The organism is Streptomyces dysideae (assembly GCF_001514305.1).
Classification (GTDB): Bacteria; Actinomycetota; Actinomycetes; order Streptomycetales; family Streptomycetaceae; genus Streptomyces; species Streptomyces dysideae.
In genome coordinates this window covers 96,499-122,446 of the sequence record NZ_KQ949096.1, presented here as the reverse complement: position 1 = coordinate 122,446, position 25,948 = coordinate 96,499, and the positions used below count along the sequence as shown (strand labels likewise).

Genomic DNA, 25,948 nt, shown 5'->3' with positions numbered 1-25,948 from the left:
GAATGAATGCCGGCCCAGGATACGAGCCGGAAGAATCACCGCGAAGTGAACGATTGTTAGCAGCACTTGCGGGGCAGACGTTGGGCATGGCGCCGGAGTGTGCGACCCTCGCTTCCCTCCGTGCGCCTCCTCTCCGCCTCCCCCGCCGATCAGAGCCGCTCGGCACTCTGGGAGACGGCAAGCGCCGCCCACCGCTCGCCGGTCCCCTACCGTCACCCGCACCCCGACGACCGGCGGACGGCCGCCTGATTCGGGGGTTGACATGGCCACACGGAACATTGGGCTTCGAGGGTTGAGGGCCGTCGCCTCGGCAGGGGTCGGCCTGGCGGCGGGCGCCGCCGTCACTCTGGCCGCGCAGCGGCCCGCACTCAAGTCCCTGCGCGCACGGATCGAGCATCTGGAACACGCCTCACAGGCGCAGCACCAGACCAACTTCGCCCATCAGCAGCGCCTGCACTGGGAGTTGCTGAGCAAGGCCATGGACGATCCGGACCTGGCCGAGGTGCTGGACGCCTACGACGGCACCGTCTCGCCCCGGACGCAGCGGCAGTTCCTCTTCGCCAACGCCCTCTATACGAACGCGCTCTGCTACTACCGCATGGGCAACATGACCCGCGAGGAATTCTTCGGCTTCGCCCGGAGCATGCTGCAGAACCCGATCTTCCGTGAGTACTGGTACGCGACCCGTCCGCACCGTGCCACGCTGATCGACACCTCCGAAGAGGCCAAACTGGGACGGATGGTTGACGATCTCCTGGTCCAGTTGGAGGAGGCGGACATCGACGAGTGGTGGGTGGTCGGAGAGCCGCCGAGCGAGTAGCACCGGCCCGCCCGCGCACTCCGGCCGCAGCGCGCCGCCCCTGTGCGCCAGTCACCGAGCGGATCACACGGTTGGGCGATAACGAACCTGTAAACAGTCGCGTTTCCCCAGGTGCCAACAAGGTTGACTACTGCGCATCTTGCGTAACGGGCCGACCCCCGCCGAACCGCCGATCCCCGCCGCCCGGTTGTCGAGGCCGCAGCCCCACAGGGCCGCATCGCACCGCGCAGCACCAGTGCGCATCCCTCCTCGAGACCCAAAGGAACACCAGAACAGTGAGCCAGATCATCCGTCGGATTGGTACGCCGCCGAGCGCGCGAGGAAGCGCAACTGGTGCCAATTGCCCCGATATTTTCGAGCTGTCCGACGGAAGGTTCGCTGTGATCGGCACGGACATCACGGCCGAACTCGACGCCGAACTCCCTACTGACGCCTCCAGAGCCGACTACGAACGCATCGTCGTGATCTCGCGCGAGACCCTGATCCACGCCAAGTCGGATATTCCCGACGCATAGCCGGCGGAGATCCCGCGCTCCGCACGCCCGATCGTTCAGTCAGCCTGTGTTCGTCTGCCCTTCGACAGCCCCTCGCACCCTGCGCCTTCGACGGCAGGACGCGAGGGGCGGCAGCACCATGATTTCAAGGTCCCAGCGGAAAGGCCGAGACAGTGGTGGCAATCGTTCGCCGGATCGGTGATCCTCCCCGTGCGCGCGGCAGCGTGTCGGGGCAGACCTGCTCCGACATCTTCGAACTCAGCGACGGCAACTTCGCCATCATCGGCACGGAGGCCACGGCGGAACTCGACAGAGAACTGCCGGACGACGCCGCCCGGGCGGACTACGAGCGCATCGTGATCATCGCCCGGGAAACACTGCTCCGCGCCCGCAGGGACATTCCCGACAGCTGACCCCGCCGGCACCTTTCGGCGTACCTGTGGGTCCGGCACCTCTCGCGGTGCCGGACCCGCCTTGCCGGTTCACACCGGAACGGCCACCGGCGCGGCCGGTCCCACATACCGCGCCGCCGGCCGGATGATCTTCGGGTCTGCCGCCTGCTCCAGGAGGTTGGCGCTCCAGCCCACCACACGGGCCGCCGCGAACGTCGGCGTGAACATCTCTCGTGGCAGACCGCAGAGTTCCATGACCACACCCGCGTAGAACTCGACGTTCGTGTGGAGTTCGCGGCCGGGTTTCAGTTCGGCGAGGATCGCCTCGACCTGCCGCTCGACCTCGACGGCGAAGTCGACGCACGGCCCGCCGAAGCGCTGGGCGATCTCGCGCAGCATCCGCGAACGGGGGTCCTCCGTGCGGTAGACCGCGTGCCCGAAGCCCATGATGCGGTCGCCGGCCAGGACGCGTTCCCGGATCCAGGAGTCGATGCGGTCGGCGGTGCCAATCGCGTCCAGCGTGTCGAGCGCGCGGCTGGGCGCACCACCGTGCAGCGGACCCGACAGGGCTCCCACGGCTCCGACGAGGCACGCGGCCACATCCGCTCCGGTCGAGGTGATGACGCGCGCCGTGAAGGTTGATGCGTTGAAGCCGTGATCAATGGTTGAGATCAGATATTGCTCGACCGCACGGGCCCGCTGCGGGTCCGGCTCCGACCCCGTCAGCATGTACAGGTAGTTCGCCGCGTACGAGAGATCCTCGCGCGGTTCCACGGGTTCAAGTCCCCTGCCCAGCCGGTGCAGTGCGGTGAGCAGCGTCGGTACGGCCGCGGCCGCGGCGAGGGTGTCCCGGCGGCGCTCGTCCGTGCCGATGTCGTACACCGGGCGGAAACCCTGCGCCGCGCCGAGCAGGGACAGCGCGGTGCGCAGGCCGGCCAGTGGGCCGGAGCGTGCGCTGGCCGCGGCGATGGCGGGCAGGGCCGCGCGCACCTCGTCGGGCAGTCGTCGCAGCGAGGCGGTCTCGGCGGCGAAGCCGACGGCACGTTCGGCGTCCGGCAGTGCGCCGTGGACGAGGAGATGCCAGACGTCCTCGAAGCCGCGGGTCCGCGCGAGTTCGACGGCCGAGTACTGGCGGTAGTGGTAGAAGCCCTCGAGCCCCCGGACGCCCCCGATCTCGGTGTCAGTGACGACGACGCCCGCGAGTCCCCGCGGTACGTCGACGAGTGCGGCTGCGGACCTGTTGACGGACATGATTTCCTCCCTGGACTTGATTCGACTGTCCATGCTTGACTAATTTCCTGTCAATGTTGATTCAATCAATATCAAGCGATGCGGATACGGTGATCCCCATGCGCGATCAAGAGCCCGACCCCGGTCCCGCGGGGCGGCGGCTGACCACCAAGGAGGCCGCCGAAGTCCTGGGCGTGAAGCCCGAGACCCTGTACGCGTACGTGAGCCGCGGTCACCTCAGCAGCCACCGCGCGCCCGGCGGCCGGGGCAGCACCTTCGACGCCAAGGAGGTGGAGGCGCTCGCCCGGCGCAACAGGCGGGAGAGCGGCGGGAGTTCGGCGTCCGGCGCCGAGCTGTCCGTACGGACCCGCGTCACGATGATCGACACTGACCGGTACTACTTCCGGGGCGTCGACGCGGCCGAACTGGCCACGCGCCACTCCTACGAAGAGGTCGCCGAGTGGCTGTGGACCGGCCGGCTGCGTCCCCGGATCACCTTCACCGCCCCCGACGCCTCACTGGCCGCGGCCCGTCGCGCCGTCGACGCGCTGCCCGAACACACCGGTCCCACCGACCGGTTGAGGGTCGCTGCCGTCGCGGCCGCGGCCGTCGACCCGTTGCGCTTCGACCTGTCCGAGGAGGCCGTGCTCGGCACCGCGCGCATCCTCATCCCCACCCTCGTCGGCGCCCTGCCGCCGGTACGGCTCAGCGGGAGTGACGAGGGCCCGCTGGCCGGCCGCCTGTGGGCGCGGCTCAGCGGGCGGCCCCCCAGCGACGCCTCACTGCGCGTCCTCGACACGGCCCTCGCCCTGCTCGTCGACCACGACCTGGCCGCCTCGACGCTCGCCGTGCGGGTCGCCGCGTCGGCCCGTGCGCACGCCTACGCGGCCGTCTCCGCCGGGCTCGGCGTGCTGGAGGGCCCGCTGCACGGGGCGGCCAGCGGACTCGCCCACAAGCTGATCCTCGACGTTCTCGATCAGGGCGACGCGGCGCCCGTGATCGCCGACGAGCTGCGGTCCGGCCGCCGCATCCCGGGGCTCGGCCACCGCCTCTACCCCGGCGAGGACCCACGCGCGCGTGTCCTGTTCGACCTCCTGGAGGAGATCCCCCGCTCCGCGCCCGCCCTCGCCGCGGCCCGCGACATCGTGGCCACCGCCGCCCGTCACACCCCGCTGCACGCCAACGTCGACCTGGCCCTCGCCGTCTTCACGGCGTCCTCCGGCATGCCCGCCACGGCAGGCGAGACGATCTTCGCCGTGGCCCGTACGGCGGGCTGGATCGCGCACGCCCTGGAGGAGTACGGGGAGCGTCCGCTGCGTATGCGCCCGAGCGGTCACTACGTCGGTCCGAAGCCTCCGCAGCCCCTGCCGGAGTAGCGCGCAGCACGGCCGGAAGCCGCCCCGGATCAAGTCAGGTTAGGCTCACCTCTGTGAGTACGTGCTCAACCGTCTCGCGGGACCTCGACGAGCCCATTTCGGGAACCGCGGCCACCGCGACGACCTGGCTGCTGTTGGAACAGCCCGGTCCCTGGGGTGCCAAGGCGCTCACTTCGAGCCACCTGGAGCCCGCAGTGGGCCGCGCCCTGGAGACGGCCGCGCAGGGCACGGGCGTACGCGTGGCGCTCATCCGCCGCCCTGGGCGGCACGCGGACTGCGGCACACCCGCCGAGCGCCAGGTCTACGTGGCCCACACGGTGCCGGGAAACGTGTGGCTGCACGGCGCCACGACCCGCGACCCGCGGCAGCTGCTCGATCTCGACTTCGCCGCCCTCGGCAAGGGCGACCCCGGCACCTTCGACTCGGTGCTCGGGGGAGGGCCCCACCTGGGCGATCCGCTGGCCCTCGTCTGCACCAACGGCAAGCGGGACCGCTGCTGCGCGCTCCTCGGTCGCCCCCTCGCGGCGGAGCTCGCCACGTCCGGCGTCGAGGGCGTCTGGGAGGTCACCCATCTGGGTGGACACCGCTTCTCGCCGACGCTGCTCGTGCTGCCGTACGGCTACGCGTACGGCCGGGCCGAGGCCCACGCCGTCAAGGAGGTCCTGCACAGCATCCAGGAAGGCCGGATCGTCGTCGAGGGCTGCCGCGGGAACTCCGCCTGGGAGCGGCCCGGCCAGGCGGCCGAGCTGGCCGTGCGCAAGGCCACGGCCGAGGACGCCGCGGACGTGCTCAGCGTCGTACGGACGGACGGCGCGGCACCGCGCTGGGAGGTGACCGTCACCCACGTGGACGGACGCCGCTGGCGGGTCGTCGTGGCCCAGGGCACCTCACTGCCGCCGCGCCCGGAGAGCTGCGGGGCGTCGGTGCTCGGCTCGCCCGGGCGGATGGACGTGGTGGCGGTGCGCGAGTTCGGGACGACCACGGCGCTGGCGAGCTGACGCCGCAGGGCACACAGCGGGCGGCTCTCCATGCGCAGAGCAGACATCGGGCAGCTCTCCATGCGCGGAGCACGCGCCGGGCGAGCCTCGATGCATTGATCAAGAGATCCATGCCACACCCCCTGCGGCAGTTCTTGCGCGCCCACGTACCGTCATGGGTATGAGCCCCACTCCCCCCGCACGCCGCCTGCGCCTCGGCCTGCCACGGCGGATGTTCTCGCAGATGCTGCTGATGCAGGTGGCGATCGCCGCGGGAGTCGCGGTGCTCGCGACCGGCCTGTTCCTCGCGCCGCTCAGCAACCAGCTGGACGACCAGGCGATGCGCCGGGCGCTGGCGATCGCGCAGACCACGGCGGCGCAGCCGCAGCTCGCCGAGGACGTGGTGAACACGCCTCCGACGGCCGACGGGCCGGTCCAGCGGGAGGCGGAGCGGATCCGCAGGGCGACCAAGGCCGAGTACGTCGTGGTGATGGACTGGCGGGGCGTGCGCTGGTCCCACCCCACTCCGGGCGAGATCAGCAGAACCGTCTCCACCGATCCCGGCCAGGCCCTCGCCGGCCATGAGGTCATGCAGATCGACAGCGGCACCCTGGGACGCACCGCGCGCGGCAAGGTGCCACTGCGGGACGACGACGGCAAGATCGTCGGCGCGGTGTCCGTGGGCATCGCGTACGACAGTGTGCGGGCCCGGCTGCTGCACGCGATCCCGGGGCTGTTCGCGTACGCCGGCGGCGCCCTGGCCGTCGGTGCGCTGGCCGCCTGGGTGATCTCCCGGCGGGTCCAGCGGCAGACCCGGGACCTGGCCTTCTCGGACATATCGGCGCTGCTCGCGGAGCGCGAGGCGATGCTGCACGGCATCCGGGAGGGCGTCGTCGCCCTGGACCGCGCCGGCCGCATCCGGCTCCTCAACGACGAGGCGCGGCGCCTGCTGGGCATCGGCGATGAGGCCGTGGGCCGGTCCCTCGACGAGGCGCTCGGGGCGGGCCGTACGACCGACGTCCTGGCCGGCCGGGTGACGGGCACCGATCTGCTCACCGTCCGCGGCCAGCGCGTCCTGATCGCCAACCGCATGCCCACCGACGACGGCGGCGCCGTCGCCACCCTGCGCGACCGCACCGAGCTCGAACAGCTGGGCCGCGAGCTCGACTCCACGCGCGGCCTGATCGACGCCCTGCGCGCCCAGGACCACGAGCACGCCAACCGCATGCACACCCTCCTCGGGCTGCTCGAACTGGAGATGTACGACGATGCCGTGGACTTCGTCGGAGAGGTGGTCGGCGACCACCGGGCCACCTCGGAGCAGGTCATCGAGAAGATCCAGGACCCCCTGCTCGCCGCCCTGCTGGTCGGCAAGGCGACCGTCGCGGCCGAGCGGGGCGTCGCCCTGTGGATCTCGGACCGGACCCGGCTGCCGGACCGGCTGATCGACCCCAGGGGGCTCGTCACTGTCGTCGGCAACCTGGTCGACAACGCGCTCGACGCGGCCGCGGGCACGCCCCACGCGCGCGTGGAGGTCGAACTGCGTACCGAAGGGCGTACCGCGATCCTGCGCGTGCGCGACACCGGTCCCGGCATCCCTGAGGAGCAACGCGAGTTGATCTTCACCGAGGGGTGGTCGACGAAGAAGCCGCCGGCCCACCGCGAGCGCGGCATCGGGCTCTCCCTGGTACGCAGGCTCGCCGAGCGGCAGGGTGGCAGCGCGACCGTCGACGAGGCAGCCGGCGGGGGCGCGGAGTTCACCGTCGTCCTGCCCGAGGCGCTGGCCGAACCGGACCTGGAGCCGGCCCTCACCGTGCCGCCTGCTCCGCAGACCGCCGCCGAGGAGGAGTCGCGATGATCGAGGTCCTGGTCGTGGACGACGACACACGGGTCGCCCGGGTCAACGCCGCCTACGTCGAGAAGGTGCCGGGCTTCCACGTGGCCGGCGAGGCGCACAGCGCGGCCGAGGCACTGCGCCAGGTGGAGGAGCTGCCCCGTCTCGACCTGGTCCTCATGGACCACTATCTGCCCGACGAGACCGGCCTCGCGGTCGTCCAGGAGATGCGCCGGCGCGGCCACGAGACCGACGTGATCATGGTGACGGCGGCCCGGGACATCTCGACCGTGCAGGCGGCGATGCGGCACGGCGCGCTGCAGTACCTGGTGAAACCGTTCGCCTTCGCCGGTCTGCGCGCCAAGCTGGAGGCGTACGCGGAGCTGCGCCGCGCCCTCGACGGCGGCGGCGAGGCGGAACAGGCCGAGGTGGACCGCATCTTCGGCGCCCTGTCCACACCGTCGGAACCCGAACTCCCCAAAGGTCACTCCCCCACCACCGCGGAGCTCATACGTCAGTCCCTGATGAACGCCGAAGGCCCCCTGTCGGCGCAGGAGATCGCCGAACGGACGGGAGTGAGCCGCCAGACCGCCCAGCGCTATCTGAAGCTCCTGGAGCGCACGGGACGCGCCCGGCTCACCCTCAAGTACGGCGACGCGGGCCGTCCGGAACACCGTTACGTGTGGGCGACCCGCGCCTGAGCCAGTTCGCTGTAGTTCGCTGTCCGTCTTCTGAGTGCAAGATGTGCTTTTGCTTGCAGCGGCCTGTTGTGCTCGTTTTTACTCGGGCTACAACAGCCAAGCCGAAGCACCGGGTTCAGCGCCCGCCTGGCCTTGACGGAAAGAGGCCCGATGATTGACGTCCTGGTCGTGGACGACGATGTCCGCGTCGCAGAGATCAACGCCAAGTACGTGGGAAGGGTTCCCGGCTTCCGCGTCGCCGCCCGCGCCCACAGCGCCGCCCAGGCCCTGACCGCCGTGCAGCGCGGGTCCATCGACCTGGTCCTGCTCGACCACTACCTGCCCGACGGAACGGGTCTCGACCTCGTCCACCGCATGCGGGAACAGGGCCACGGCACCGACGTCATCATGATCACAGCGGCCGGTGACGTGGAGACCGTGCAGACCGCGATGCGCCTGGGCGCCCTGCACTACCTGGTCAAGCCGTTCACCTTCGCCGCGCTGCGCACCCGCCTCGACTCGTACGCCGCCCTGCGCCGCACCGTGGACCGGGTCGGCGGCCGCGGCATCGCCGGCCAGGAGCAGGTGGACCGCATCTTCGACGCGCTGCGCACCACGCCGGCGCCGTCGTCGTCACCGGGCCTGCCGAGCGGGCACTCGGAGCCGACGGCGGACCTGATCCGCCGTGTCCTGCACCGCGCGAACCGCCCGCTCTCGGCGCACGAGGTGGCTGCCGAGACCGGCCTGAGCCGCTCCACGGCCCAGCGCTACCTCCGCCACCTGGAACAGGCCGGCCACCTCCGCCTCTCCCTCCGGTACGGCGACACGGGACGCCCGGAACACCGGTACGCGTGGGTGGCGCCGTAGTCGAGCCCGAAGCCGTACGCCGCTGACGGCGCCGCCCCTACACCGCCCCCGCCCCCGTCAGCGACCGCACCTCGGTCTCCGCGTGCTTGGCGGCATCCGGGATCTCGGCCGAGGTGACCGTGCCGAGCCAACCCGCGAGGAAGCCCAGCGGAATCGAGACGAGACCCGGGTTCTGCAGCGGGAAGTACTGGAAGTCGACGCCGGGGAACAGCGAGTCGGGGCTGCCGGACACCACCGGCGACAGCACCACGAGCCCCACGGCCGGGATCAGGCCGCCGTACACGGCCCACACCGCACCGCGGGTGGTGAAGCCGCGCCAGAACAGTGAGTAGAGCAGCACCGGCAGATTGGCGGACGCGGCCACGGCGAAGGCCAGGCCCACCAGGAAGGCGACATTGAGGTCGCGGGCCAGCAGACCCAGGCCGATCGCGACGACGCCGATGCCGACCGCGGCAGCACGTGCCACGGCCACCTCGCTGCGCGGCTCGGACCGCCGGCGCCGCAGTGACGCGTACAGGTCGTGGGCCACGGACGCCGAGGAGGCGAGCGTGATCCCGGCGACCACGGCGAGGATCGTGGCGAAGGCTACAGCGGCGACGATCGCGAAGAGAACCGTTCCTCCGGTGGAGTTCGCGCCACCGCCCAGGTCGAGGGCGAGCAGCGGAACCGCCGTGTTCCCGGCCGCGTTCGATCCCCGTACGGCCTCCGGCCCGACGATCGCGGCCGCGCCGAAGCCGAGCACGATCGTCATCAGGTAGAACCCGCCGATGAGCCCGATCGACCAGACCACCGAACGCCGTGCCGCGCGTGCGGTGGGCACGGTGTAGAAGCGGGACAGGATGTGTGGCAGCCCGGCGGTGCCCAGCACCAGTGCGATCCCCAGGCTGATGAAGTCGAACTGGGCCATCCAGTCCCCGCCGTACTTCAGCCCCGGTGCCAGGAACGCCTCGCCGTGCCCACTGCGCTCGGCCGCCGTGAGCAGCAGCCGGTCGAAGTCGCCGTGGAACCGCACCAGGACGAGCACGGTCAACGTGATGGTGCCGCCGAGCAGCAGGACCGCCTTGACGATCTGGATCCACGTGGTGGCCCGCATCCCTCCCAACGACACATAGATCACCATGAGCGCGCCGACACCGATGACGGTCCAGGCCTGCGCCGCCTCGCTCTTGCCCCCGAGCAGCAGCGCCACCAGGCTGCCCGCGCCCACCATCTGCGCGACCAGATACAGAACGGACACGGTGACCGAGGAAGTTCCCGCCGCGATCCGCACAGGCCGCTCGTTCATCCGTGCGGCGACCACGTCGGCGAGCGTGAACCGCCCGCAGTTGCGCACCAGTTCGGCGACGAGGAACAGCACCACCAGCCAGGCCACGAGGAAGCCCACCGAGTACAGCAACCCGTCGTAGCCGAACAGTGCGATGAGCCCGGAGATACCGAGGAAGGACGCGGCCGACATGTAGTCGCCCGCGATGGCAAAACCATTCTCCATCGGCGAGAAGAGACGGCCGCCCGCGTAGAACTCCTCCGCCGATCCATGCCGGTTGCGGCTCACCCAGGTCGTGATCCCCAGCGTGACCGCCACAAACGCGCTGAACAGCAGCAGCGCCAGGGTCTGGTGGTCGCCCGTCACGAAGTACCGCCTCTCACGCCGCGCGTCAGCTCCTGGGTGTCCCAGCGCAGTTCGAGCGCGGCACGGTCCCTGCGCAACCGCGCGTGCCGGGCGTACGCCCAGGTAAGCAGGAAGGTCGTGAGGAACTGCCCGAGTCCTGCGACCATCGCCACGTTCACGGCGCCCGCCACTGGCCGGGCCATCAGCCCGGGCGCAGTCGTGGCGGCCACGACGTACCCCACGTACCACGCGAGGAAGACGATCACCGCCGGCACCACGAATCTCCGGTACCGACTGCGCACCTCCTGGAAGGCCGCGCTGCGCTGCACCTCGAGGTAGACATCAGCCGCGACCATGGCCCCCTCCTCGCGCTCCCGCCGCGCCGGCGGAACCACGTCGGCGGGAACACCCGTGCCGTCCAACTCGCCCCACCCGGAGGCAAGCGCGTCGTACCAGGGGTCGTCGTACCGCATGCTGCCGGACACCTCGGCAGGAGCCGGGGCGTGACCTTCGTGGTTCTCGACCGAACTTTCGGGACCACCCCCGGCTCCGCGGGGACGACCGTTGCTTGACTGCATGCCCAAGGATGGACAGAACGGAAGATGCCCGACTCTCCTTCTCCTCGCTGTTCACCCCATCAGGTGATTCATCCCACAGGTGGCCGCGCAAGCCCCTTCGCATACGCGTAACGCACCGCCTGGGCACGGTCCTTGAGCCCCGTCTTGGCGAACAGGTTGTTGATGTGCGTCTTCACGGTCGCGGTGGAGACGTGCAGCTTGCGGGCAATCTCCTGATTGTTCAGCCCCTCCGCGATCAGCACCAGCACCTCGGTCTCCCGCCCGGTGAGCCCGTCCGGCGCCTCCGCCGACGCGGCAGGCCGCGGCTCGGGGGCCGACAGCCGCTCCAGCAGCCGCCGCTGGATGCTCGGCGACAGCCCCGCGTCCCCGGACAGCACGCTGTGCACGGCCCGAACGATCTCATCACCCCCCGCGTCCTTGGTGAGGTAGCCACGCGCCCCCGCTCTCAGCGCCGGGAACAGCGACTCGTCGTCCGCGTACGTCGTGAGCACCACGACCTGCGTCCCCGGGTGCTCGGTCCGGATCCGCCGCGTCGCCTCCACGCCGTCGCAGCGGGGCATCCGCAGGTCCATCAGCACCACGTCCGGGGCGAGTTCGGCGACCAGCCGCACCGCCTCGTCCCCGTCTCCCGCGGCGCCGACGACCTCGATCCCGGGCAGCAGTCCCAGCAACATCACGATGCCCTCACGGACGACGGTCTGGTCGTCCGCGACCACCACGCGCGCGGGCTCTCTCTCCGCCTCCTCCGTCATACGGGCACCTTCAGCGTCACCACGAACCCCTCCTTGCCCGGTCCGGCGGCCAGCGAACCGCCCAGCAACTCGGCACGCTCCCGCATGCCCAGCAGACCGTACCCGCCTCCCGACGCCGTGAGTTCGCCCGGCGCACCGCCCGAGTCCCGCACGTCCAGGGTCACTTGTTGCTCGGCGTAGTCCAGCCGCACCCGCACCTTGGCACCCGGCGCATGCTTACGGACGTTCGTCAGAGCCTCCTGGGCGACCCTGCGCACGGCCTGCGACGCCTCGGCCGGCAGCGGTCTGCGCTCACCCGTAATGGTGACCTCGGCCCCGTCGGCCGTACCGACCAGCCGGGCCAGGAAATCCTCCAGCGGGGTCAGCTCCCCACGCAGCGCCGACAGCGCCTGCCGGGTCTCGGCAAGACCTTCCCGCGCCATGCCCCGTGCCGCCACAACCCTTTCGAGGATCTGGTCCCGGTCTGCACCCCGCTCGATCAGCAGCCGGGCCGCCTCCAGGTGCACCAGCTGCGCCGAGAGGCTGTGGGCCAGTACGTCGTGGATCTCCCGCGCGATGCGCGCCCGCTCCGCGAGGGCCGCCGTCTCCGCCTCGGCCGCCCGCGCGGCCCGCTCCTGGGCGAGCAGCCGCTGGGCGTTGGCCCGGGCCTCGGCGTCCAGCCGCAGGACGTATCCGGCGAGGGCGAGCCCGGCTGCCGTGGTCGCTGTGCTCAGCCACGAGTCGTCGTTGAACCCCGCGTACGACGCGAGAGCGACCGAGGACACGGGCAGGGCGGCCGCGAGCGGCAGCCTTTCCAGCGCGGTGACCGCGCAGCCGCACCATATGACGAGGGCGGGAACCGGGAAGCCGGCAGCCTGGGCGGCGACCGCGATCCCCAGCAGCACCGTGATGAGCGCGAGCGAGGGCCAGAGCCGGTGGTCGTGCGTCGTGCGGAAGAGGGCCCAGGCGATCAGCGCCGCCACCAGAATGCCGACGACCGCTCCGACCGCGCCCCCGCGATGCCCCGGAGCGATACTGACGGCGCCCCACAGGAGCATGCCCAGGACCATCAGCCGCACGGCCCGGGCAACCAGTCGTCGGGGCTGGGAGACTCCCTCGCGCCCGAGCGCCTCACGGGAGGGCCAGCGCGTCCAGACGTTCTCCGTCACACACGCTCCTTCCGCGCGGGCCGGGGCACGTCGTCACCGTACGCCGTGCTCCGGCCGCTCGCCGCGGCTCGTCCGTCCTCCTGGACGATGCTCTGGGCACGCCGGACCAGGATGCCGGAGCGGACCAGCAGGGTGACCGCGAGCGCGAGCAGGAGGGCGGAGGTGTCCTGGCGTACGCCCAGCACCGCGCCGCACGCGAAGAGGCCGACGCGCAGGGCGAGGCCGACGAGCCAGACGGCCAGGCTCTTCCTGGTGCTCTTGCTCCACACGGAACCGTCCGGCGCCACCCATATGCGGGTCGTCCAGGCCCAGGCGGCTCCCATGGCGAGGCCGACGACCAGCTCGGCACCGAGCAGGAGGAGCGCCTCCGTGCGGTGGCCGGCGTCGACGACGCCGGGTTCGCGCAGCGCCAGGACGGCCATGCCGACGGGCACGAGCCACCAGCGCCGGTCGTTACCCATCCGGCGTGCGCGCAACAACCGCGCGATCACCACCACGACAGCGGCCGCGATCAGCAAAGCATCGACGAGCCCGGACATCACGCCTCCGTGAGCGAAGAAGGACGATGCCGACAGCGAGCGCTGCCGACGCCTTCGACGCTACGGAAAAGCGCAGGTCCGCAGATCGGAACCCGGGTGGATCATGGGTGGATCCCCGAACAGCCGCCCCTCCACCCACGGGTGGAGACCCGCCACGGCGCTCGGGTGGGAAACACGACAGGGCCGAAGGCGAAGCCGAGGCCGAGACAAACCCGGCCCCGGCCAAGCGCAGCGGCTACGCGTCGATGCGCGAGCGGTCCAGCGTCGCGGCAGAGCTGGAGATGAACTCCTTGCGCGGCGCCACGTCGTTGCCCATCAGCAGATCGAAGACCTGCTCCGCGGAGTCCAGGTCGGAGAGGTTGATCCGGCGCAGGGTGCGGTGACGCGGGTCCATCGTCGTCTCGGCCAGCTGGTCGGCGTCCATCTCACCGAGACCCTTGTACCGCTGGATGGAGTCCTTGTACCGGACGCCCTTGCTCTGGAACTCCAGGAGCTTGTCGCGCAGTTCGCGGTCCGAGTACGTGTAGACGTACTTGTCCTGGCCCTTCTTCGGCTGGATGATCTCGACGCGGTGCAGCGGCGGAACCGCGGCGAAGACCCGGCCGGCCTCGACCATGGGCCGCATGTAACGGTGGAACAGCGTCAGCAGCAGGGTCCGGATGTGGGAGCCGTCGACATCGGCGTCGGTCATCATGATGATCTTGCCGTAGCGGGCCGCGTCGATGTCGAAGGTCCGGCCCGATCCCGCTCCTATGACCTGGATGATCGCTCCGCACTCCGCGTTCTTCAGCATGTCCGTCACGGACGACTTCTGAACGTTGAGGATCTTGCCGCGGATCGGCAGCAGCGCCTGAAACTCGGAGTTCCGGGCGAGCTTGGCGGTGCCGAGCGCGGAGTCGCCCTCGACGATGAACAGCTCGCTGCGCTCCACGTCGTCACTGCGGCAGTCGGCGAGCTTGGCCGGCAGCGACGAGGACTCCAGGGCCGTCTTCCGGCGCTGCGCGTCCTTGTGCTGGCGGGCCGCGATCCGCGTCCGGGCGGCGGCCACTGCCTTCTCCATGACCACTCGGGCCTGGGCCGCGGCGTCCCGCTTGGTGGATGTGAGGAACGCCTTGAGCTCCTTGGAGATCACGGTGTTCACGATCCGGCGGGCCGCCGAGGTGCCGAGGACCTCCTTGGTCTGGCCCTCGAACTGCGGCTCGGCGAGGCGCACGGTGACGACCGCGGTGAGGCCCTCCAGGGCGTCGTCCTTGACGACGTCGTCCTCGGCGACGCGCAGCAGCTTCTTGGCGCGCAGCACCTCGTTCATCGTCTTGGCGATCGCCTGCTCGAAGCCGGCGACATGGGTGCCGCCCTTGGGCGTGGCGATGATGTTGACGAACGACCTGAGGGTTGTGTCGTAGCCGGTCCCCCAGCGCAGTGCGACGTCCACGCCGAGCTCACGGGTGACCTCGGTGGGCGTCATCTGGCCGTGGTCGTCGAGGACCGGGACCGTCTCCTTGAAGGTGCCCTGGCCGGAGAAGCGGAGGACGTCGCACACCGGCTTGTCGGTCGCCAGGTACTCGCAGAACTCGCTGATGCCGCCGTCGAAGCGGAAGGACTCCTCGCCCTTGCTGCCGTCCTGGCCGAGGCCGAACTCGTCGCGGACGACGATGGTCAGGCCGGGGACCAGGAACGCGGTCTGGCGGGCACGCTGATGCAGGTTCTCCAGGGAGAGCTTGGCGTCCTTGAGGAAGATCTGCCGGTCGGCCCAGTAGCGCACGCGCGTGCCGGTGCGGGCCTTGGGGATCTTCTTGGCCCTGCGCAGGCCGCTCTTGGCCTCGAACTTGGCGTCGGCTCCTTCGCCGGCGAAGGCGCCGGGCACGCCGCGCCGGAAGCTGATGCCGTGGGTGTGACCGCTGCGGTCCACCTCGACGTCCAGCCGGGCGGACAGGGCGTTGACCACGGAGGCGCCGACGCCGTGCAGACCGCCGGACGCGGCGTACGAGCCGCCGCCGAACTTGCCGCCGGCGTGCAGCTTGGTCATGACGACCTCGACGCCGGACATGCCGGTCTTGGGCTCGACATCGACCGGGATGCCCCGGCCGTTGTCCCGGACCTCCACGGAACCGTCATCGTGGAGGATCACCTCGATGTGGTCGCAGTAGCCCCCGAGGGCCTCGTCCACGGAGTTGTCGATGATCTCCCACAGGCAGTGCATCAGACCGCGGCTGTCGGTCGACCCGATGTACATGCCCGGGCGCTTGCGCACGGCCTCGAGGCCCTCAAGGACGAGGAGGTGCCGCGCGGTGTAGTTGGAACCGTCCCGGTCTGCTCCTGCCAGCAGCGCTGTGGACGGCACGGACGTCTCGGCGGTCACGCGGTTCGCTCCTCGCTGAATTTCAGGTGACGCCCTTTTGGGTAAGGGCGCGGCTTCGGTTGCCGCTCAGAGGGTACCGAGGCCTGGTAGAGCCGGTGTAACGCCACCCTCGTCTGAACTCAGACTAGTCCAGAGTCGTATGAGTGTTCGATCCCTCGTTGGAGTGAAGTACATATCACGTTCCCTTCCAGGCATGAACCATTTAGGCTCCGGGCACGTCCTCATGAACAAACCGGCAACCCAGCCGGAGGGACCGACCACTGACCGACAGCGCGAAACCGTAAGCACGACAGATACGCAATACGGCACATTCGCCGCCAAACCGGCAGCAGCCAGCCGCCTCGGAAAATTTCTCTCTGGGAGAAGCCGCGAGCGGGAACGTTTTGAGGCTGGTTGGATGTTGACCCTGGTACGACAGCTCGTCGAGCTAGAGAAGAGGCGACGTGACTACTGTTCTGACCCCCGCGAGCCCGCTGACGGCCGCTGACCGCTGCGACCGCTGCGGCGCCCAGGCGTACGTGCGCGTCGTCCTGCTCAGCGGTGGAGAGCTGCTCTTCTGCGCCCACCACGGCCGCAAGTTCGAGCCGGAACTCAAGAAGATCGCCGCTGAGATACAGGACGAGACGGAGCGGCTGACGGCTGCTCCGGCATCCGCCTCCGAAGAAGAGCGCTGATACCTCGCATCCACGACGAGCAAGCTCTGGCACAGGCCGGCGTACGGGCGGCTGCCCCTGAGAGCAGGGGCAGCCGCCCGTACGCGTGGCCGGTGAACCCAGTCGGGCTCCGTCTCAGGCACCCGGACGCGGATCGCGCACACCGTCCCGGCCCAGCGTTCGCAGGACGGCGGACACCCGCGTGTAGACACCGGGACTGCCCGCCCTGCCACAACCGCTCCCCCAGGACACGAGCCCGATCAGCTTCCCCTGGGCGACCAGCGGCCCGCCGCTGTCCCCCTGACAGGCGTCACGGTGGCCTTCCTCCTCCCCCGCGCACAGCATGGTGGCGGCGAGATAGGTGCCCTCAGAGCTGCCCGGGTACGCCTCCTCACAGCGGGCGTCAGGCAGCACGTGCACGCGTGCGGCCCGCAGGCCGCGTGTGTAGTCGCCGGAACCCGTGGTGTCACCCCAGCCGAAGACCATCGCCCCCACGCCCGGTTCGTAGGTCGCGTCACCGGCGCCCGCCATCCCGATGACCGAACCCTGGGGAAGCTCTGCCGCCAGGGTGAGCACAGCGAAGTCCCCGGCGTTACTGACCCCGTCGTAGTCCGGGTTCACCCACGTGTCGCGCACGGGGATCTCCCGGCCCCGGCCGGAGAGAAGGTCCGTACGGCCCTGGATGACCTTGAGATCGCGCACCCGGTCCGGTGGCGCGCCCAGCACGTCCTCGGCCAGACAGTGCGCCGCGGTGAGCACGGTGGTCGGGCCGACAGCCGCGCCACCGCAGAACTGCCCCGCGCGCGTACCCCCGAACCGGTCACGGCTCGCCAACGCCACTGTCCACGGAGCCTCGGACACGTCGACCGGGAAACCGCCGACGACAATGCTGTCGGCGGCCACGGGGGCGGCGGACACCAGGGGTATGGCGGCTGCGGCGACCGCCAGAACCAACGGCCGGGCCAGCGTCCGGGCGATACGACAACGCATGCATGCTCCTTACTCCGGAGTGTTGATCGGACACCCAGAGTCACGCAGAGAGTCATGGCCCGCAGCACGAAGGCCCGGCCCCATCCAGGGGCCGGGCCTTCGTCGTCGTACGACTACGACCTAGTCGAGGTAGTCGCGCAGCACCTGCGAACGCGACGGGTGGCGCAGCTTCGACATGGTCTTGGACTCGATCTGGCGGATGCGCTCGCGCGTGACGCCGTACACCTTGCCGATCTCGTCGAGGGTCTTCGGCTGACCGTCGGTGAGACCGAAACGCATCGAGACGACGCCTGCCTCACGCTCGGACAGGGTGTCGAGTACGGAGTGCAGCTGCTCCTGGAGGAGCGTGAAGCTGACCGCGTCGGCCGGGACCACAGCCTCGGAGTCCTCGATGAGGTCACCGAACTCGCTGTCGCCGTCCTCGCCGAGCGGCGTGTGCAGCGAGATGGGCTCGCGGCCGTACTTCTGGACCTCGATGACCTTCTCCGGGGTCATGTCGAGCTCCTTGGCCAGCTCCTCCGGAGTGGGCTCGCGGCCCAGGTCCTGGAGCATCTGGCGCTGCACACGCGCGAGCTTGTTGATGACCTCGACCATGTGCACCGGGATACGGATGGTGCGGGCCTGGTCGGCCATCGCGCGGGTGATCGCCTGACGGATCCACCAGGTGGCGTACGTGGAGAACTTGTAGCCCTTGGTGTAGTCGAACTTCTCGACCGCGCGGATCAGACCGAGGTTGCCCTCCTGGATGAGGTCCAGGAAGAGCATGCCGCGGCCGGTGTAACGCTTGGCCAGGGAGACCACCAGACGGAGGTTGGCCTCCAGAAGGTGGTTCTTGGCGCGGCGCCCGTCCTCGGCAATGATCTCCAGCTCGCGCTTGAGCTTGGGAGCGAGCTTGTCGGCGTTGGCCAGCTTGTCCTCGGCGAACAGACCGGCCTCGATGCGCTTGGCGAGCTCGACCTCCTGCTCGGCGTTGAGCAGCGGGACCTTGCCGATCTGCTTGAGGTAGTCCTTGACCGGGTCGGCGGTGGCACCGGCCGCCGCGACCTGCTGCGCGGGGGCGTCGTCCTCGTCGTCGTCGGACAGTACGAACCCGGCGCTCTCGGTGCCCTCGGGCTCGTCGCCGGGCTTGGCTTCCTCGAGGACCTCGTCCTCGACGACCTCGGCGTCGTCCTTCTTGGCGGTCGTCTTCTTGGCCGCCGTCTTCTTGGCGACGGTCTTCTTCGCGGCCGCCTTCTTGGCGGTCGTCTTCTTGGCAGCGGCCTTCTTGGCGGTGGCCTCGTCCTCGACGGCGGCGTCGGCGACGTCGGGCGCCGCCGGCGTGGCGGTGGCGGTGGCCTTCTTGGTGGTCACCGTCTTCGCCGCAACCGTCTTGGTGGCGGTGCGCTTGGCCGGACTCTTCGCTGCGACGCTCTTTCGGGTGCGCTTGGGCTCCGCGGCACTGACCATCAGCGTCACACCCTCTTCCTCGAGGATCTGGTTGAGGCTGCGCAGTACGTTCTTCCACTGAGTGGCCGGAATCTGGTCAGCTTCGAAGGCCCGACGCACATCGTCGCCGGCGATCTGCCCCTCAGCCTTTCCCCGCTCAATGAGAGCCATGACAGAGACGGACTCGGCGATCTCCGGCGGGAGCGTACGGGATGTGCTGGCCGACACGAACAACCTCTCGGAACGTTGGAAAACGGCTTCCGGCCCCGTCCACAGCGGACAGGAGCCGACCACCGGCCGGGGGATCGGGCCGACGGCGCGGGCGGGGCCGGGGAGATGCACAGCGCCTTGAATGGCGTCCGTATTCCCTCCTCGGCAGTCACCTCTTAGGTCATCGCGCTGTTTCCACAAGCGTTACGCCCAATCTGCGTGGCCCGAGTCACACCCCGTAAGCGATCAAAAACGGATGGACACGGACAGAAGAGGTCACCCACATCCTCAAGCGTAGGCCCTGCGACGATCGCACCACGTCGTCGCACCGTCGGACCTCGCAGGATCCGCCGCGGATCCTGCGAGGTCCGACGGGAGACGGTTCGCCGGCCGGGCGATACCGCAGGAGGGGGCGGCACCCCCGGCCGCGCCAACCGTGGCGCGGTCAGTGCTCGCGCGGGGCGGGCACCACGCGCTCCGCCTCGGGATGGACGGTGAGCAGTTGGCGCATGGCCGCCTCGGCCCCAGCGCCCTCGCCGGCGGCGACTGCGTCGACGATCCTGCCGTGGTGCCCAAGCGACGCCTCGTTCGGCCGGTCACAGCCCGTTACCGGGCCGCCGGACACCTGAAGGGCCGCCGAGACGATCCCGGAGAGATGCTCCAGCATGCGGTTGCCCGCGATCTGGATCAGCAGGGAGTGGAACTCGGCGTCGGCGCGGGAGAAGGTGAGCGCGTCACCCTGGCTCATGGCGTGGCCCATGATCTCGACCATGTCGGCGAGGCGCTGCTGGACGTCCTCGCGTCCGTGCCCAGCGGCGAGGCGCGCGGCGAGCGGCTCGATCGTCCAGCGCAGCTCACTCAGCTCGCGCCGCTGGTCGTCGCGCTGGGGGCCGAAGGCCCGCCACTCGATGATGTCCGGGTCGAGGAGGTTCCAGTCGCTGACGGGACGCACACGCGTGCCGACGTTCGGCCGGGCGCTGACGAGGCCCTTGGCCTCCAGGACGCGGAGCGACTCACGGACGACGGTACGGGAGACCTCGAAGCGCTGGCCGATCTCTTCGGGCACCAGCGGCCGGTCGGCGCCCAGGTCGCCGGAGACGATCATCTGGCCCAGCTGCTGGACGAGTTGGCCGTGCAGTCCGCGTCCGCGGCTGCCTGCGGCACGCCGGCCCACGCGGCCCAGCTCCGGGTCGGCGCCGTCCCAGGAGGGGACTCCGACGCGGTCGGCGACAGACGCCTCGGCGTAGGGGTAGCGGTCAAGTTCGCCCGGGCCGGCGAGACCGGAGTCGGCGGCGCGGGCGGCGGTCATCATGGTGTGCGCAAGGGTACTCACGAGTCCTTTGTCGGCGCCGTCTCCAACTCCCTTGAGGTCTTTGGTGAAAAGCACACGAAAGGGTGATCGCTCACCCCGTCGCAATTGACGCCTTATCGGAAAGAAATGGGCTTTCCCCGGGGAGTTGTGCGCACGGCGGGACCGAAAGGGTTCTGACGGTCGTCATCGGACCCTGCTACGCAGGGTCGTCAGCAGATACGCGCAGAGCAGCGCGGTCAGGGACAACGCCAGCGCGCCGCCCACGGGTTGGGCAACAACGCGCGCGGCGGCGGCCAGATAGCGCTCTCCTCCGAAGGGCCACTGGAGCAGGAACACCTCGCGCAGCCGCAGGGGAAGACCGGCCGCCGACCGCACGGACGGACCCTCCAAGGCCTTTTGTACGAGAGGGACGACGAGGACCGGTACGGCGACCACCGCCGCGAGTCCGGCCGTGGTCGACCGGAAGACACCTGCGGCCAGCACACCGGCCCAGGCGCACCCGACCACCAGCCCGAGCCAACTCGCGCTCAGCGAAAGCCACTCTGCGGGAACCTGAGCGAGCTCCCGTCCGTAGACGAGATAGAGCACTTCGGCGTCGCAGCCCACCGTGAGGAAGGCCAGCAGCAGCGCGGTGGCCCCGGAGACGAGGAGCTTGGCCGTGAGCAGCCCCAGCCGGCGGGGCACGGTGCCGCGGTCCGCCGCCAGGGCGGGGTGGCGGAACTCGTCGCCGAAGGCGAGCGCGCCGAGCAGCCCGGCGCCGAGCGCCGCGGGCGGCAGCGGCAGCCCCTGCGGCCACGCGACGAGCAGGCGCGGCTGCGGGGTGTGGCCGATGCGGGCCAGGAGTACGGCGGTGAGGGCGGACACCACGAGCACGGCGGCCCCGGTGAGGAAGCCCGTGCCGATTCCGGCGGCGCGGCGCAGTTCGTAGCGGAGCGGGCGGAGCGGGCTGGGGGCGGGGCGGACGGAGATGGGGGGTGGCAGAGCGGGCAGTTCGGCGGGGCGGAGGCTCCGGGTCCGGGAATGCGAGCGCGGCGTCTCCTGAGGTCGACGGCCGACCGCAGGCGTGTCTCCGGGACCGGCCGCCGGAGCGGTCTGCGCGGGATGATCCGTGCCGCGGAGGGTGCGAGCGGTGGCGCCGGTGGTGGATACGGGCGCCTTGGGTTGGGCCGTGTTGTCGGCGGCAGACGTCCGCGGTTCTGCGGCTGGGCCTGTGGTCGGACCGGCGTCGGTGGAGGACGGGGCTGCGCTTGTGCCGGCGGGCGGGTGCGCCTTCACGGAGGGGTGCGATCGGTCGGCGGAGGCCTGCTCGTCGACGGACCCTGCCCGGGTGGCCGCGTCCGCCGACTCGGTCTCCCGCGCCTGCCGTTTCTCGGCGGCGCCTTCACGAACACCGCTCCCGGCCGACTCGTCGTCCGGCATGCAGGATGTTCCGTTCTTGAGCGGCGTCCCCCTCGCTGCCGTAGGCGCACTGGCGCCGGGCCGGACGCCGTCTGCCGCCTGCGGCGCCTCGGCTGAAGCTCCGCGCGCACGGCCATGGGCCGCCTCACCGTCCGGCGTCAGCGGCGACCAATCCGACATCCCACAGGCACTGCCGCCGACCCACTCACCATCCGACGTCCGCGGCAACTCACCCGGCTCCCCACAAGCACCGCCGGCCGACTCACCATCCGACGTCCGCGGCAACTCACCTGACACCCCACAGGCACTGCCGTCGGCCGACTCACCGTCCACCGCCTGCGGCGCACCGCGCGCAACCCCGAGGGCATGCCAGTCCGGCACCAGCGGCTCACCGACGGTCCGCGGCACGTCCTCGACGTCCGCTCCCGCGCCAGGGCCCATATCCCCGACCTCGTCCGCGAGTTGGTGTACGAGCACGCCGTGACGGAACGCGGTCTCGCCGACGTCGGCGCAGGTACTGCCGTACACGGAGAGGCGGTTGCCGCCCTCGCGGACGACCTCTACGGAGCGCTGTGCGGTGCGGGCCTCCTTGGTGAGCAGGGCGGCGAGGCGGGCAGGATGCGGGGTGCGGACGGCGACACGGGGGCGCAGCCGGGTACGGGAGAAGTCGGCGGCCTCCTGGTCGGCGACGAGCCTGCCCTGCTCCAGCGTGACGACCCGGTCGGCGGTACGCGCGGCCTCTTTGGGATCGGCCGTGGTCAACAGAACCGTGCCGCCCTGATCGGCGTGCGCGCGGAGCATGCCGTACAGCCAGCGGCTCTCGCGGGCCGAGAGTCCGTCGGCGGGGTCGTCGAGCACGAGCGTGTGCGGGTCGGCGAGCAGGGCGCAGACCAGGCCGAGGCGGCGGTCCATGCCGCGCGAGAGGACGCCGAGGCGTTCGTCGCGCAGGCTGACGAGGCCGACCACCTCGAGGACCTCGTCGGCACGCCGGACCGGTACTCCCGCTGCGGCGCACAGCATGCGGAGGTGGCCGCGGACCGTGCGGGCCGGGTGTCCGGGCACCTCGCCGAGGAGTACCCCGACTTCGCGCGACGGATGGGCGATGCGGTGCAGGGGCCGGCCTCTGAAGTAGGCGATGCCTCGGCCCTGTTGGAGTTGGAGCAGGAGTCTGAGCGCCGTCGTCTTGCCCGCACCCGGCGCTCCGAGGAGCGTGGTGACGCGGCCGGCGTGCGCCTCGAAGGAGAAGTCGTCGACGGCGGGCGGAAGCTCCTTGCGGGGGTTGCTGGTCAGTCCGAAGGCCTGGATCACCTGATGCAAGATAGCGCGCTATGTCCGGTTTTTTGGGCAGCGCAAGGCCCGCTCCACAGACGGCAGTCGGCCCGGTCGGACCCTTGTTCGCTGTTCGCTCCTGGACCCGGTCCGGCGTGGGATTCCGGGCCCCGGCTCACACCTCGGGGCGCAGCATCGGGGGGTTGAGCAGCGTGGCACCGCCGGCGCGGAAGAGCTGTGCCGGGCGGCCGCCCTGGCGCGTGGTCGTACCGCCGGTGGGGACGAGGAATCCCGGTGTGCCCGTCACCTTGCGGTGGAAGTTGCGCGGGTCGAGCGCCACACCCCACACCGCCTCGTAGACGCGGCGCAGCTCGCCGACGGTGAACTCGGTGGGGCAGAACGCGGTGGCCAACGACGAGTACTCGATCTTGGAGCGGGCGCGCTCCACCCCGTCCGCCAGGATCTGCGCGTGATCGAAGGCGAGCGGCGCGACCGGTTCGCCGTCACGGCCGTAGCCGCCCTGCTGCAGCAGCTCCTCGACCGGCGCCCAGCGCGCGTTGCTGGCGTCGCCGCCCGCCCGGGGTGCGGGCAGGTCGGGGGCGAGTGCCAGATGGGCGACGCTGACCACGCGCATCCGGGGATCCCGCTTGGGGTCGCCGTAGGTCGCGAGCTGTTCCAGATGGGCGCCGTTGTCCTGCACAGGGACGGCCGGGTCGTGGACCCGCAGCCCCGTCTCCTCGGCCAGCTCGCGCGCGGCGGCCTGCGCCAGATCCTCGTCGGCCCTGACGAACCCGCCGGGCAGTGCCCAGCGCCCCTGGAAGGGCGGTTCCCCCCTGCGCACCGCCAGCGCGCACAGGGCATGACGGCGCACGGTCAGCACGACCAGGTCCACGGTGACGGCGAAGGGCGGAAAGGCTGACGGGTCGTAGGGCATGCGGCGATCATAGTCGTCTGCTTGACGATAAACACTCCTTTCGCCAGCCGCGCCGGTGGCTGATCCACTTCGGTCCGTTATACGCGTCACCATCCGCACATACGGTCGTGAGGTGCGACGTCGTACCAGGTCACACCCCCAGTTGCAGTCCGTCGGCCGCCTCTTCGACCATGGCGAGCCCGAGCCGGCTGACCCGCACGGAGAACGGGGCGCCCGCCGCCCGAAGCCCCGTCAGGACGATCTCGCCCAGTGGCGCACTGCTCATGGGGCGCAGCGTGACCGTCCCCGCGGGGACGTCGGGGCGGATGCCCGCGAGTGTGGTCAGCAACAGCACTCCGGCGCCCGCCGCCGACGCCGCGGGGCGGCAGGCCGCCGGATGCGGGAGGGGAGCCCTCCCGTCGGTGCGCTGCTCGCCCCCGTACATCTCTGGCAGCCGGTGCGCGAAGGTCTCGGCGGCCGCCAGCACGCCCCGCAGCAGCGAGCCGGCCTCCTTCTCGTATCCGGCGGCGGCCAAGCCCGCGACGGCAGACCGCCGTCTCGTGGACGCGCACGGTACCGCTGCGGTGGCCGAACGGGTTGTGGCCGGCCTCCTGCGCGCCCAGTCCGCGCAGGCCCCAGCCGGAGTCCATGGCCGGGCCGCCGAGCAGGCGGGCCAGCTGTTCCGTCTGCACCTTGTCGAGCAGGCCCGGCGCCTGTTCCCCGCCGCCCAGCAGTCCGCTGTCGAGGAGATGGCCGGCGGCAGCGCCCAGCTGCGGTACGAGGCGTCCGTCCGGTGCGCGGGCAGCCGCCGGTCGGCCGCGGCCCCGGTCGTCGATCCAGAAGTCCCCCCGGAACGCCGCCCGCAGTGCCCCGGCCCACCTCCGCAGTTCGGCGCCGCCCGGTCTGCCGCGGGCGCCGAGCAGGTCGCGCCGAGCAGTGCCGCACGGTGGGCGTGGGCTTGTGTCTCGCAGCGGACGGGCCCGCCGGGCTGCGGGTCGCACAGATACGTGCCGTTGCCCACGGTGTTCCGCAGCCAGGTCAGACAGCGCTCGGCCGCCGGGAGCAGTTCCGTGTCCTGCTCGGGCAGCCCCCAGCGGCGTGCCTCCGCGAGGAGCGCGGGGAAGAGCAGCGTGGCCTCCGTGCCCGTGCAGCCCGGCGGCAGATGCGTGCCCGCGTCCCGTCTCGGCCCGGGGATCATGCCGGACTGCGGTCCCGGACCGGGGAGTTGGGTGCGCGCGAGGGTACGCAGTGTGCCCGCGGCGAGCCGGGTGCCGAGGGGCAGCGTCATACGGGCCGCGGCAAGCGCCTCCGCCGGTGCCAGACCGCAACGCCAGGGCGCCCCGGCGGCCAGGTGTGTGTCGGCGGGATGGGCAGGGTCACGCAGCAGCAGGGCCTGGAGGTCGTCGATGCTCGTCGGCAGCAGTGCCTCGGCGCCGGGGTCGTCGCCGGTCGCCCGCGCGGAAGCGATGGGGCTGGTGGCCGCGCGGCCCACGGCCCGGACCGGCCCCGCGCCGTCCGGCCGTACCCGAAGCTCCACGCTGGCGCTGCCGCCCGGGGGCAGCTCGAGCTCCCAGCGCAGCAGCCCCGCCGAGGCCAGGGCGTCGGCGGGCGGCGGGTCGGCCGTCACCGCTGAGCTCCCTCCCGCGCGGGACCAGCGCAGGCCGGAGTCGTGGACGCTGGCGGGCAGTTCGGGCCCGGTCTGCCGGCCGGCCAGGCGATGGCCCCTGACTCGCAGACGGAGCGGAGGGTGGGCCGTGGTCTGCCGACCAGACAGGAGCTCGGCTCCGGTCCGCCGACGGCAGGCACCAGTCCTGGCCGGCCGGCGGGGCACCGCGCCAGGCATCGGCCGGGAGCCCGGCACCGAGCCCGTCCGCGCCGCCCGCTGCGGGCGGCAGGCCGACGCCCGGCCTGGACGACGGCGCGGGACCACCTGCCGTGGAGCGATCGTCGGCGGCGGAGAAGGGCGGAGTCGGCTGTTGCATGGGATGGCTTCCTCTGCGCTCTGTGCGCCTCGAGCGGGTGCGGCGCCGGGTGGGCGGATCCGGAGGGAACGGGCGGTGCGGCGGCACGGCCCGTCCAGGCGTTCCGCCACTCAGGTGAACGGAGCGGGGCTCCTCCTGGTC

General features: G+C 71.1%; 21 protein-coding genes and 1 pseudogene. 9 read left to right on the top strand and 13 right to left on the bottom strand.

What is annotated here, in order from left to right; genetic code table 11:
- Window positions 1-292: 292 nt before the first annotated feature.
- From AQJ91_RS29935 to AQJ91_RS29925, 3 genes are all read left to right on the top strand, one after another.
- Window positions 293-820 carry a DUF6082 family protein gene (locus tag AQJ91_RS29935; protein ID WP_324618033.1) on the top strand — a complete coding sequence of 176 codons (528 nt, stop codon included), beginning with the start codon at window positions 293-295 and terminating at the stop codon, window positions 818-820.
- A 275-nt stretch (window positions 821-1,095) separates the two neighbouring features.
- Window positions 1,096-1,335 (top strand): hypothetical protein, encoded by a 240-nt coding sequence (locus tag AQJ91_RS29930; protein WP_067027723.1) that lies wholly within the window; start codon window positions 1,096-1,098, stop codon window positions 1,333-1,335.
- Window positions 1,336-1,490: 155 nt separating this feature from the next.
- Window positions 1,491-1,727, top strand: a complete 237-nt coding sequence (locus AQJ91_RS29925) for a hypothetical protein (RefSeq protein ID WP_067027810.1) — start codon at window positions 1,491-1,493, stop codon at window positions 1,725-1,727.
- 69 nt (window positions 1,728-1,796) lie between these two features.
- On the opposite strand, the gene AQJ91_RS29920 is transcribed toward AQJ91_RS29925, so the two are convergent.
- Window positions 1,797-2,957, bottom strand: coding sequence for a citrate synthase/methylcitrate synthase (locus tag AQJ91_RS29920; RefSeq protein WP_067027721.1), 1,161 nt, complete (start codon window positions 2,955-2,957; stop codon window positions 1,797-1,799).
- A gap of 98 nt (window positions 2,958-3,055) precedes the next feature.
- Here AQJ91_RS29920 and AQJ91_RS29915 point away from each other — a divergent pair, with 98 nt between their 5' ends.
- The 5 genes from AQJ91_RS29915 (at window position 3,056) to AQJ91_RS29895 (ending at window position 8,670) form a co-directional block, all read left to right on the top strand.
- The gene (locus AQJ91_RS29915; protein WP_067027719.1) at window positions 3,056-4,312 is read left to right on the top strand and encodes a citrate synthase; all 1,257 of its coding nucleotides are present in this window, start codon (window positions 3,056-3,058) and stop codon (window positions 4,310-4,312) included.
- 53 nt (window positions 4,313-4,365) lie between these two features.
- On the top strand, window positions 4,366-5,310 hold the full coding sequence (locus AQJ91_RS29910) for a sucrase ferredoxin (RefSeq protein ID WP_067027717.1): 945 nt from the start codon (window positions 4,366-4,368) through the stop codon (window positions 5,308-5,310).
- A gap of 160 nt (window positions 5,311-5,470) precedes the next feature.
- Entirely contained in the window at window positions 5,471-7,147 is a 1,677-nt protein-coding gene (locus tag AQJ91_RS29905; protein WP_079085268.1) for an ATP-binding protein, read from the top strand.
- Window positions 7,144-7,824, top strand: coding sequence for a response regulator (locus AQJ91_RS29900; RefSeq protein WP_067027713.1), 681 nt, complete (start codon window positions 7,144-7,146; stop codon window positions 7,822-7,824). The genes AQJ91_RS29905 and AQJ91_RS29900 overlap by 4 nt, the downstream gene beginning before the upstream one ends.
- A 150-nt stretch (window positions 7,825-7,974) precedes the next feature.
- Window positions 7,975-8,670 (top strand): response regulator, encoded by a 696-nt coding sequence (locus AQJ91_RS29895; protein WP_067027711.1) that lies wholly within the window; start codon window positions 7,975-7,977, stop codon window positions 8,668-8,670.
- A gap of 37 nt (window positions 8,671-8,707) precedes the next feature.
- Here AQJ91_RS29895 and AQJ91_RS29890 read toward each other — a convergent pair whose 3' ends face one another.
- The 6 genes from AQJ91_RS29890 to AQJ91_RS29865 form a co-directional block, all read right to left on the bottom strand.
- A complete protein-coding gene (locus AQJ91_RS29890) occupies window positions 8,708-10,300 on the bottom strand; it encodes a solute symporter family protein (RefSeq protein ID WP_067027709.1) in 1,593 nt (530 codons plus the stop codon).
- Complete coding sequence (locus AQJ91_RS29885) at window positions 10,297-10,857, bottom strand: DUF485 domain-containing protein (RefSeq protein WP_079085267.1); 561 nt, start codon at window positions 10,855-10,857, stop codon at window positions 10,297-10,299. The genes AQJ91_RS29890 and AQJ91_RS29885 overlap by 4 nt, the downstream gene beginning before the upstream one ends.
- Window positions 10,858-10,925: 68 nt before the next feature.
- Window positions 10,926-11,609: a response regulator transcription factor gene (locus AQJ91_RS29880; RefSeq protein ID WP_067027707.1), complete on the bottom strand. Its 684-nt coding sequence runs from the start codon at window positions 11,607-11,609 to the stop codon at window positions 10,926-10,928.
- The gene (locus tag AQJ91_RS29875; RefSeq protein ID WP_067027705.1) at window positions 11,606-12,757 is read right to left on the bottom strand and encodes a sensor histidine kinase; all 1,152 of its coding nucleotides are present in this window, start codon (window positions 12,755-12,757) and stop codon (window positions 11,606-11,608) included. The genes AQJ91_RS29880 and AQJ91_RS29875 overlap by 4 nt, the downstream gene beginning before the upstream one ends.
- A complete protein-coding gene (locus AQJ91_RS29870; protein WP_067027703.1) occupies window positions 12,754-13,296 on the bottom strand; it encodes a DUF1453 family protein in 543 nt (180 codons plus the stop codon). Before AQJ91_RS29870 ends, AQJ91_RS29875 begins: the two co-directional genes overlap by 4 nt.
- A 235-nt stretch (window positions 13,297-13,531) precedes the next feature.
- Window positions 13,532-15,655 (bottom strand): DNA gyrase/topoisomerase IV subunit B, encoded by a 2,124-nt coding sequence (locus AQJ91_RS29865; RefSeq protein ID WP_067027701.1) that lies wholly within the window; start codon window positions 15,653-15,655, stop codon window positions 13,532-13,534.
- A 443-nt stretch (window positions 15,656-16,098) separates the two neighbouring features.
- On the opposite strand from AQJ91_RS29865, the gene AQJ91_RS29860 reads away from it, so the two are divergent.
- Window positions 16,099-16,329: a DUF7455 domain-containing protein gene (locus AQJ91_RS29860; RefSeq protein WP_053749190.1), complete on the top strand. Its 231-nt coding sequence runs from the start codon at window positions 16,099-16,101 to the stop codon at window positions 16,327-16,329.
- 114 nt (window positions 16,330-16,443) lie between these two features.
- On the opposite strand, the gene AQJ91_RS29855 is transcribed toward AQJ91_RS29860, so the two are convergent.
- The 6 genes and pseudogenes from AQJ91_RS29855 to AQJ91_RS29830 all read right to left on the bottom strand — a co-directional run bounded on the left by AQJ91_RS29855 (window position 16,444) and on the right by AQJ91_RS29830 (window position 25,755).
- Window positions 16,444-17,298 (bottom strand): S1 family peptidase, encoded by an 855-nt coding sequence (locus AQJ91_RS29855; protein WP_067027699.1) that lies wholly within the window; start codon window positions 17,296-17,298, stop codon window positions 16,444-16,446.
- A gap of 120 nt (window positions 17,299-17,418) precedes the next feature.
- A complete protein-coding gene (locus AQJ91_RS29850; RefSeq protein WP_067027806.1) occupies window positions 17,419-18,951 on the bottom strand; it encodes an RNA polymerase sigma factor in 1,533 nt (510 codons plus the stop codon).
- A 427-nt stretch (window positions 18,952-19,378) separates the two neighbouring features.
- Complete coding sequence (locus tag AQJ91_RS29845) at window positions 19,379-20,266, bottom strand: FadR/GntR family transcriptional regulator (protein WP_107122572.1); 888 nt, start codon at window positions 20,264-20,266, stop codon at window positions 19,379-19,381.
- 162 nt (window positions 20,267-20,428) lie between these two features.
- Complete coding sequence (locus AQJ91_RS29840; protein WP_067027694.1) at window positions 20,429-22,951, bottom strand: ATP-binding cassette domain-containing protein; 2,523 nt, start codon at window positions 22,949-22,951, stop codon at window positions 20,429-20,431.
- A 136-nt stretch (window positions 22,952-23,087) separates the two neighbouring features.
- On the bottom strand, window positions 23,088-23,846 hold the full coding sequence (locus AQJ91_RS29835; protein ID WP_067027692.1) for an NUDIX hydrolase: 759 nt from the start codon (window positions 23,844-23,846) through the stop codon (window positions 23,088-23,090).
- Between the two features lie 130 nt (window positions 23,847-23,976).
- Window positions 23,977-25,755 (bottom strand): annotated as a pseudogene (locus AQJ91_RS29830) (glycogen debranching N-terminal domain-containing protein).
- Window positions 25,756-25,948: the final 193 nt, after the last annotated feature.

Bases quoted from the DNA above. Each gene is read 5' to 3' on its own strand.
- AQJ91_RS29885 (WP_079085267.1), bottom strand. From the start codon at position 10,857: ATGCAGTCAAGCAACGGTCGTCCCCGCGGAGCCGGGGGTGGTCCCGAA.
- AQJ91_RS29855 (WP_067027699.1), bottom strand. From the start codon at position 17,298: ATGCGTTGTCGTATCGCCCGGACGCTGGCCCGGCCGTTGGTTCTGGCG.
- AQJ91_RS29905 (WP_079085268.1), top strand. From the start codon at position 5,471: ATGAGCCCCACTCCCCCCGCACGCCGCCTGCGCCTCGGCCTGCCACGG.
- AQJ91_RS29920 (WP_067027721.1), bottom strand. From the start codon at position 2,957: ATGTCCGTCAACAGGTCCGCAGCCGCACTCGTCGACGTACCGCGGGGA.
- AQJ91_RS29895 (WP_067027711.1), top strand. From the start codon at position 7,975: ATGATTGACGTCCTGGTCGTGGACGACGATGTCCGCGTCGCAGAGATC.
- AQJ91_RS29835 (WP_067027692.1), bottom strand. From the start codon at position 23,846: ATGCCCTACGACCCGTCAGCCTTTCCGCCCTTCGCCGTCACCGTGGAC.
- AQJ91_RS29915 (WP_067027719.1), top strand. From the start codon at position 3,056: ATGCGCGATCAAGAGCCCGACCCCGGTCCCGCGGGGCGGCGGCTGACC.
- AQJ91_RS29880 (WP_067027707.1), bottom strand. From the start codon at position 11,609: ATGACGGAGGAGGCGGAGAGAGAGCCCGCGCGCGTGGTGGTCGCGGAC.
- AQJ91_RS29900 (WP_067027713.1), top strand. From the start codon at position 7,144: ATGATCGAGGTCCTGGTCGTGGACGACGACACACGGGTCGCCCGGGTC.
- AQJ91_RS29870 (WP_067027703.1), bottom strand. From the start codon at position 13,296: ATGTCCGGGCTCGTCGATGCTTTGCTGATCGCGGCCGCTGTCGTGGTG.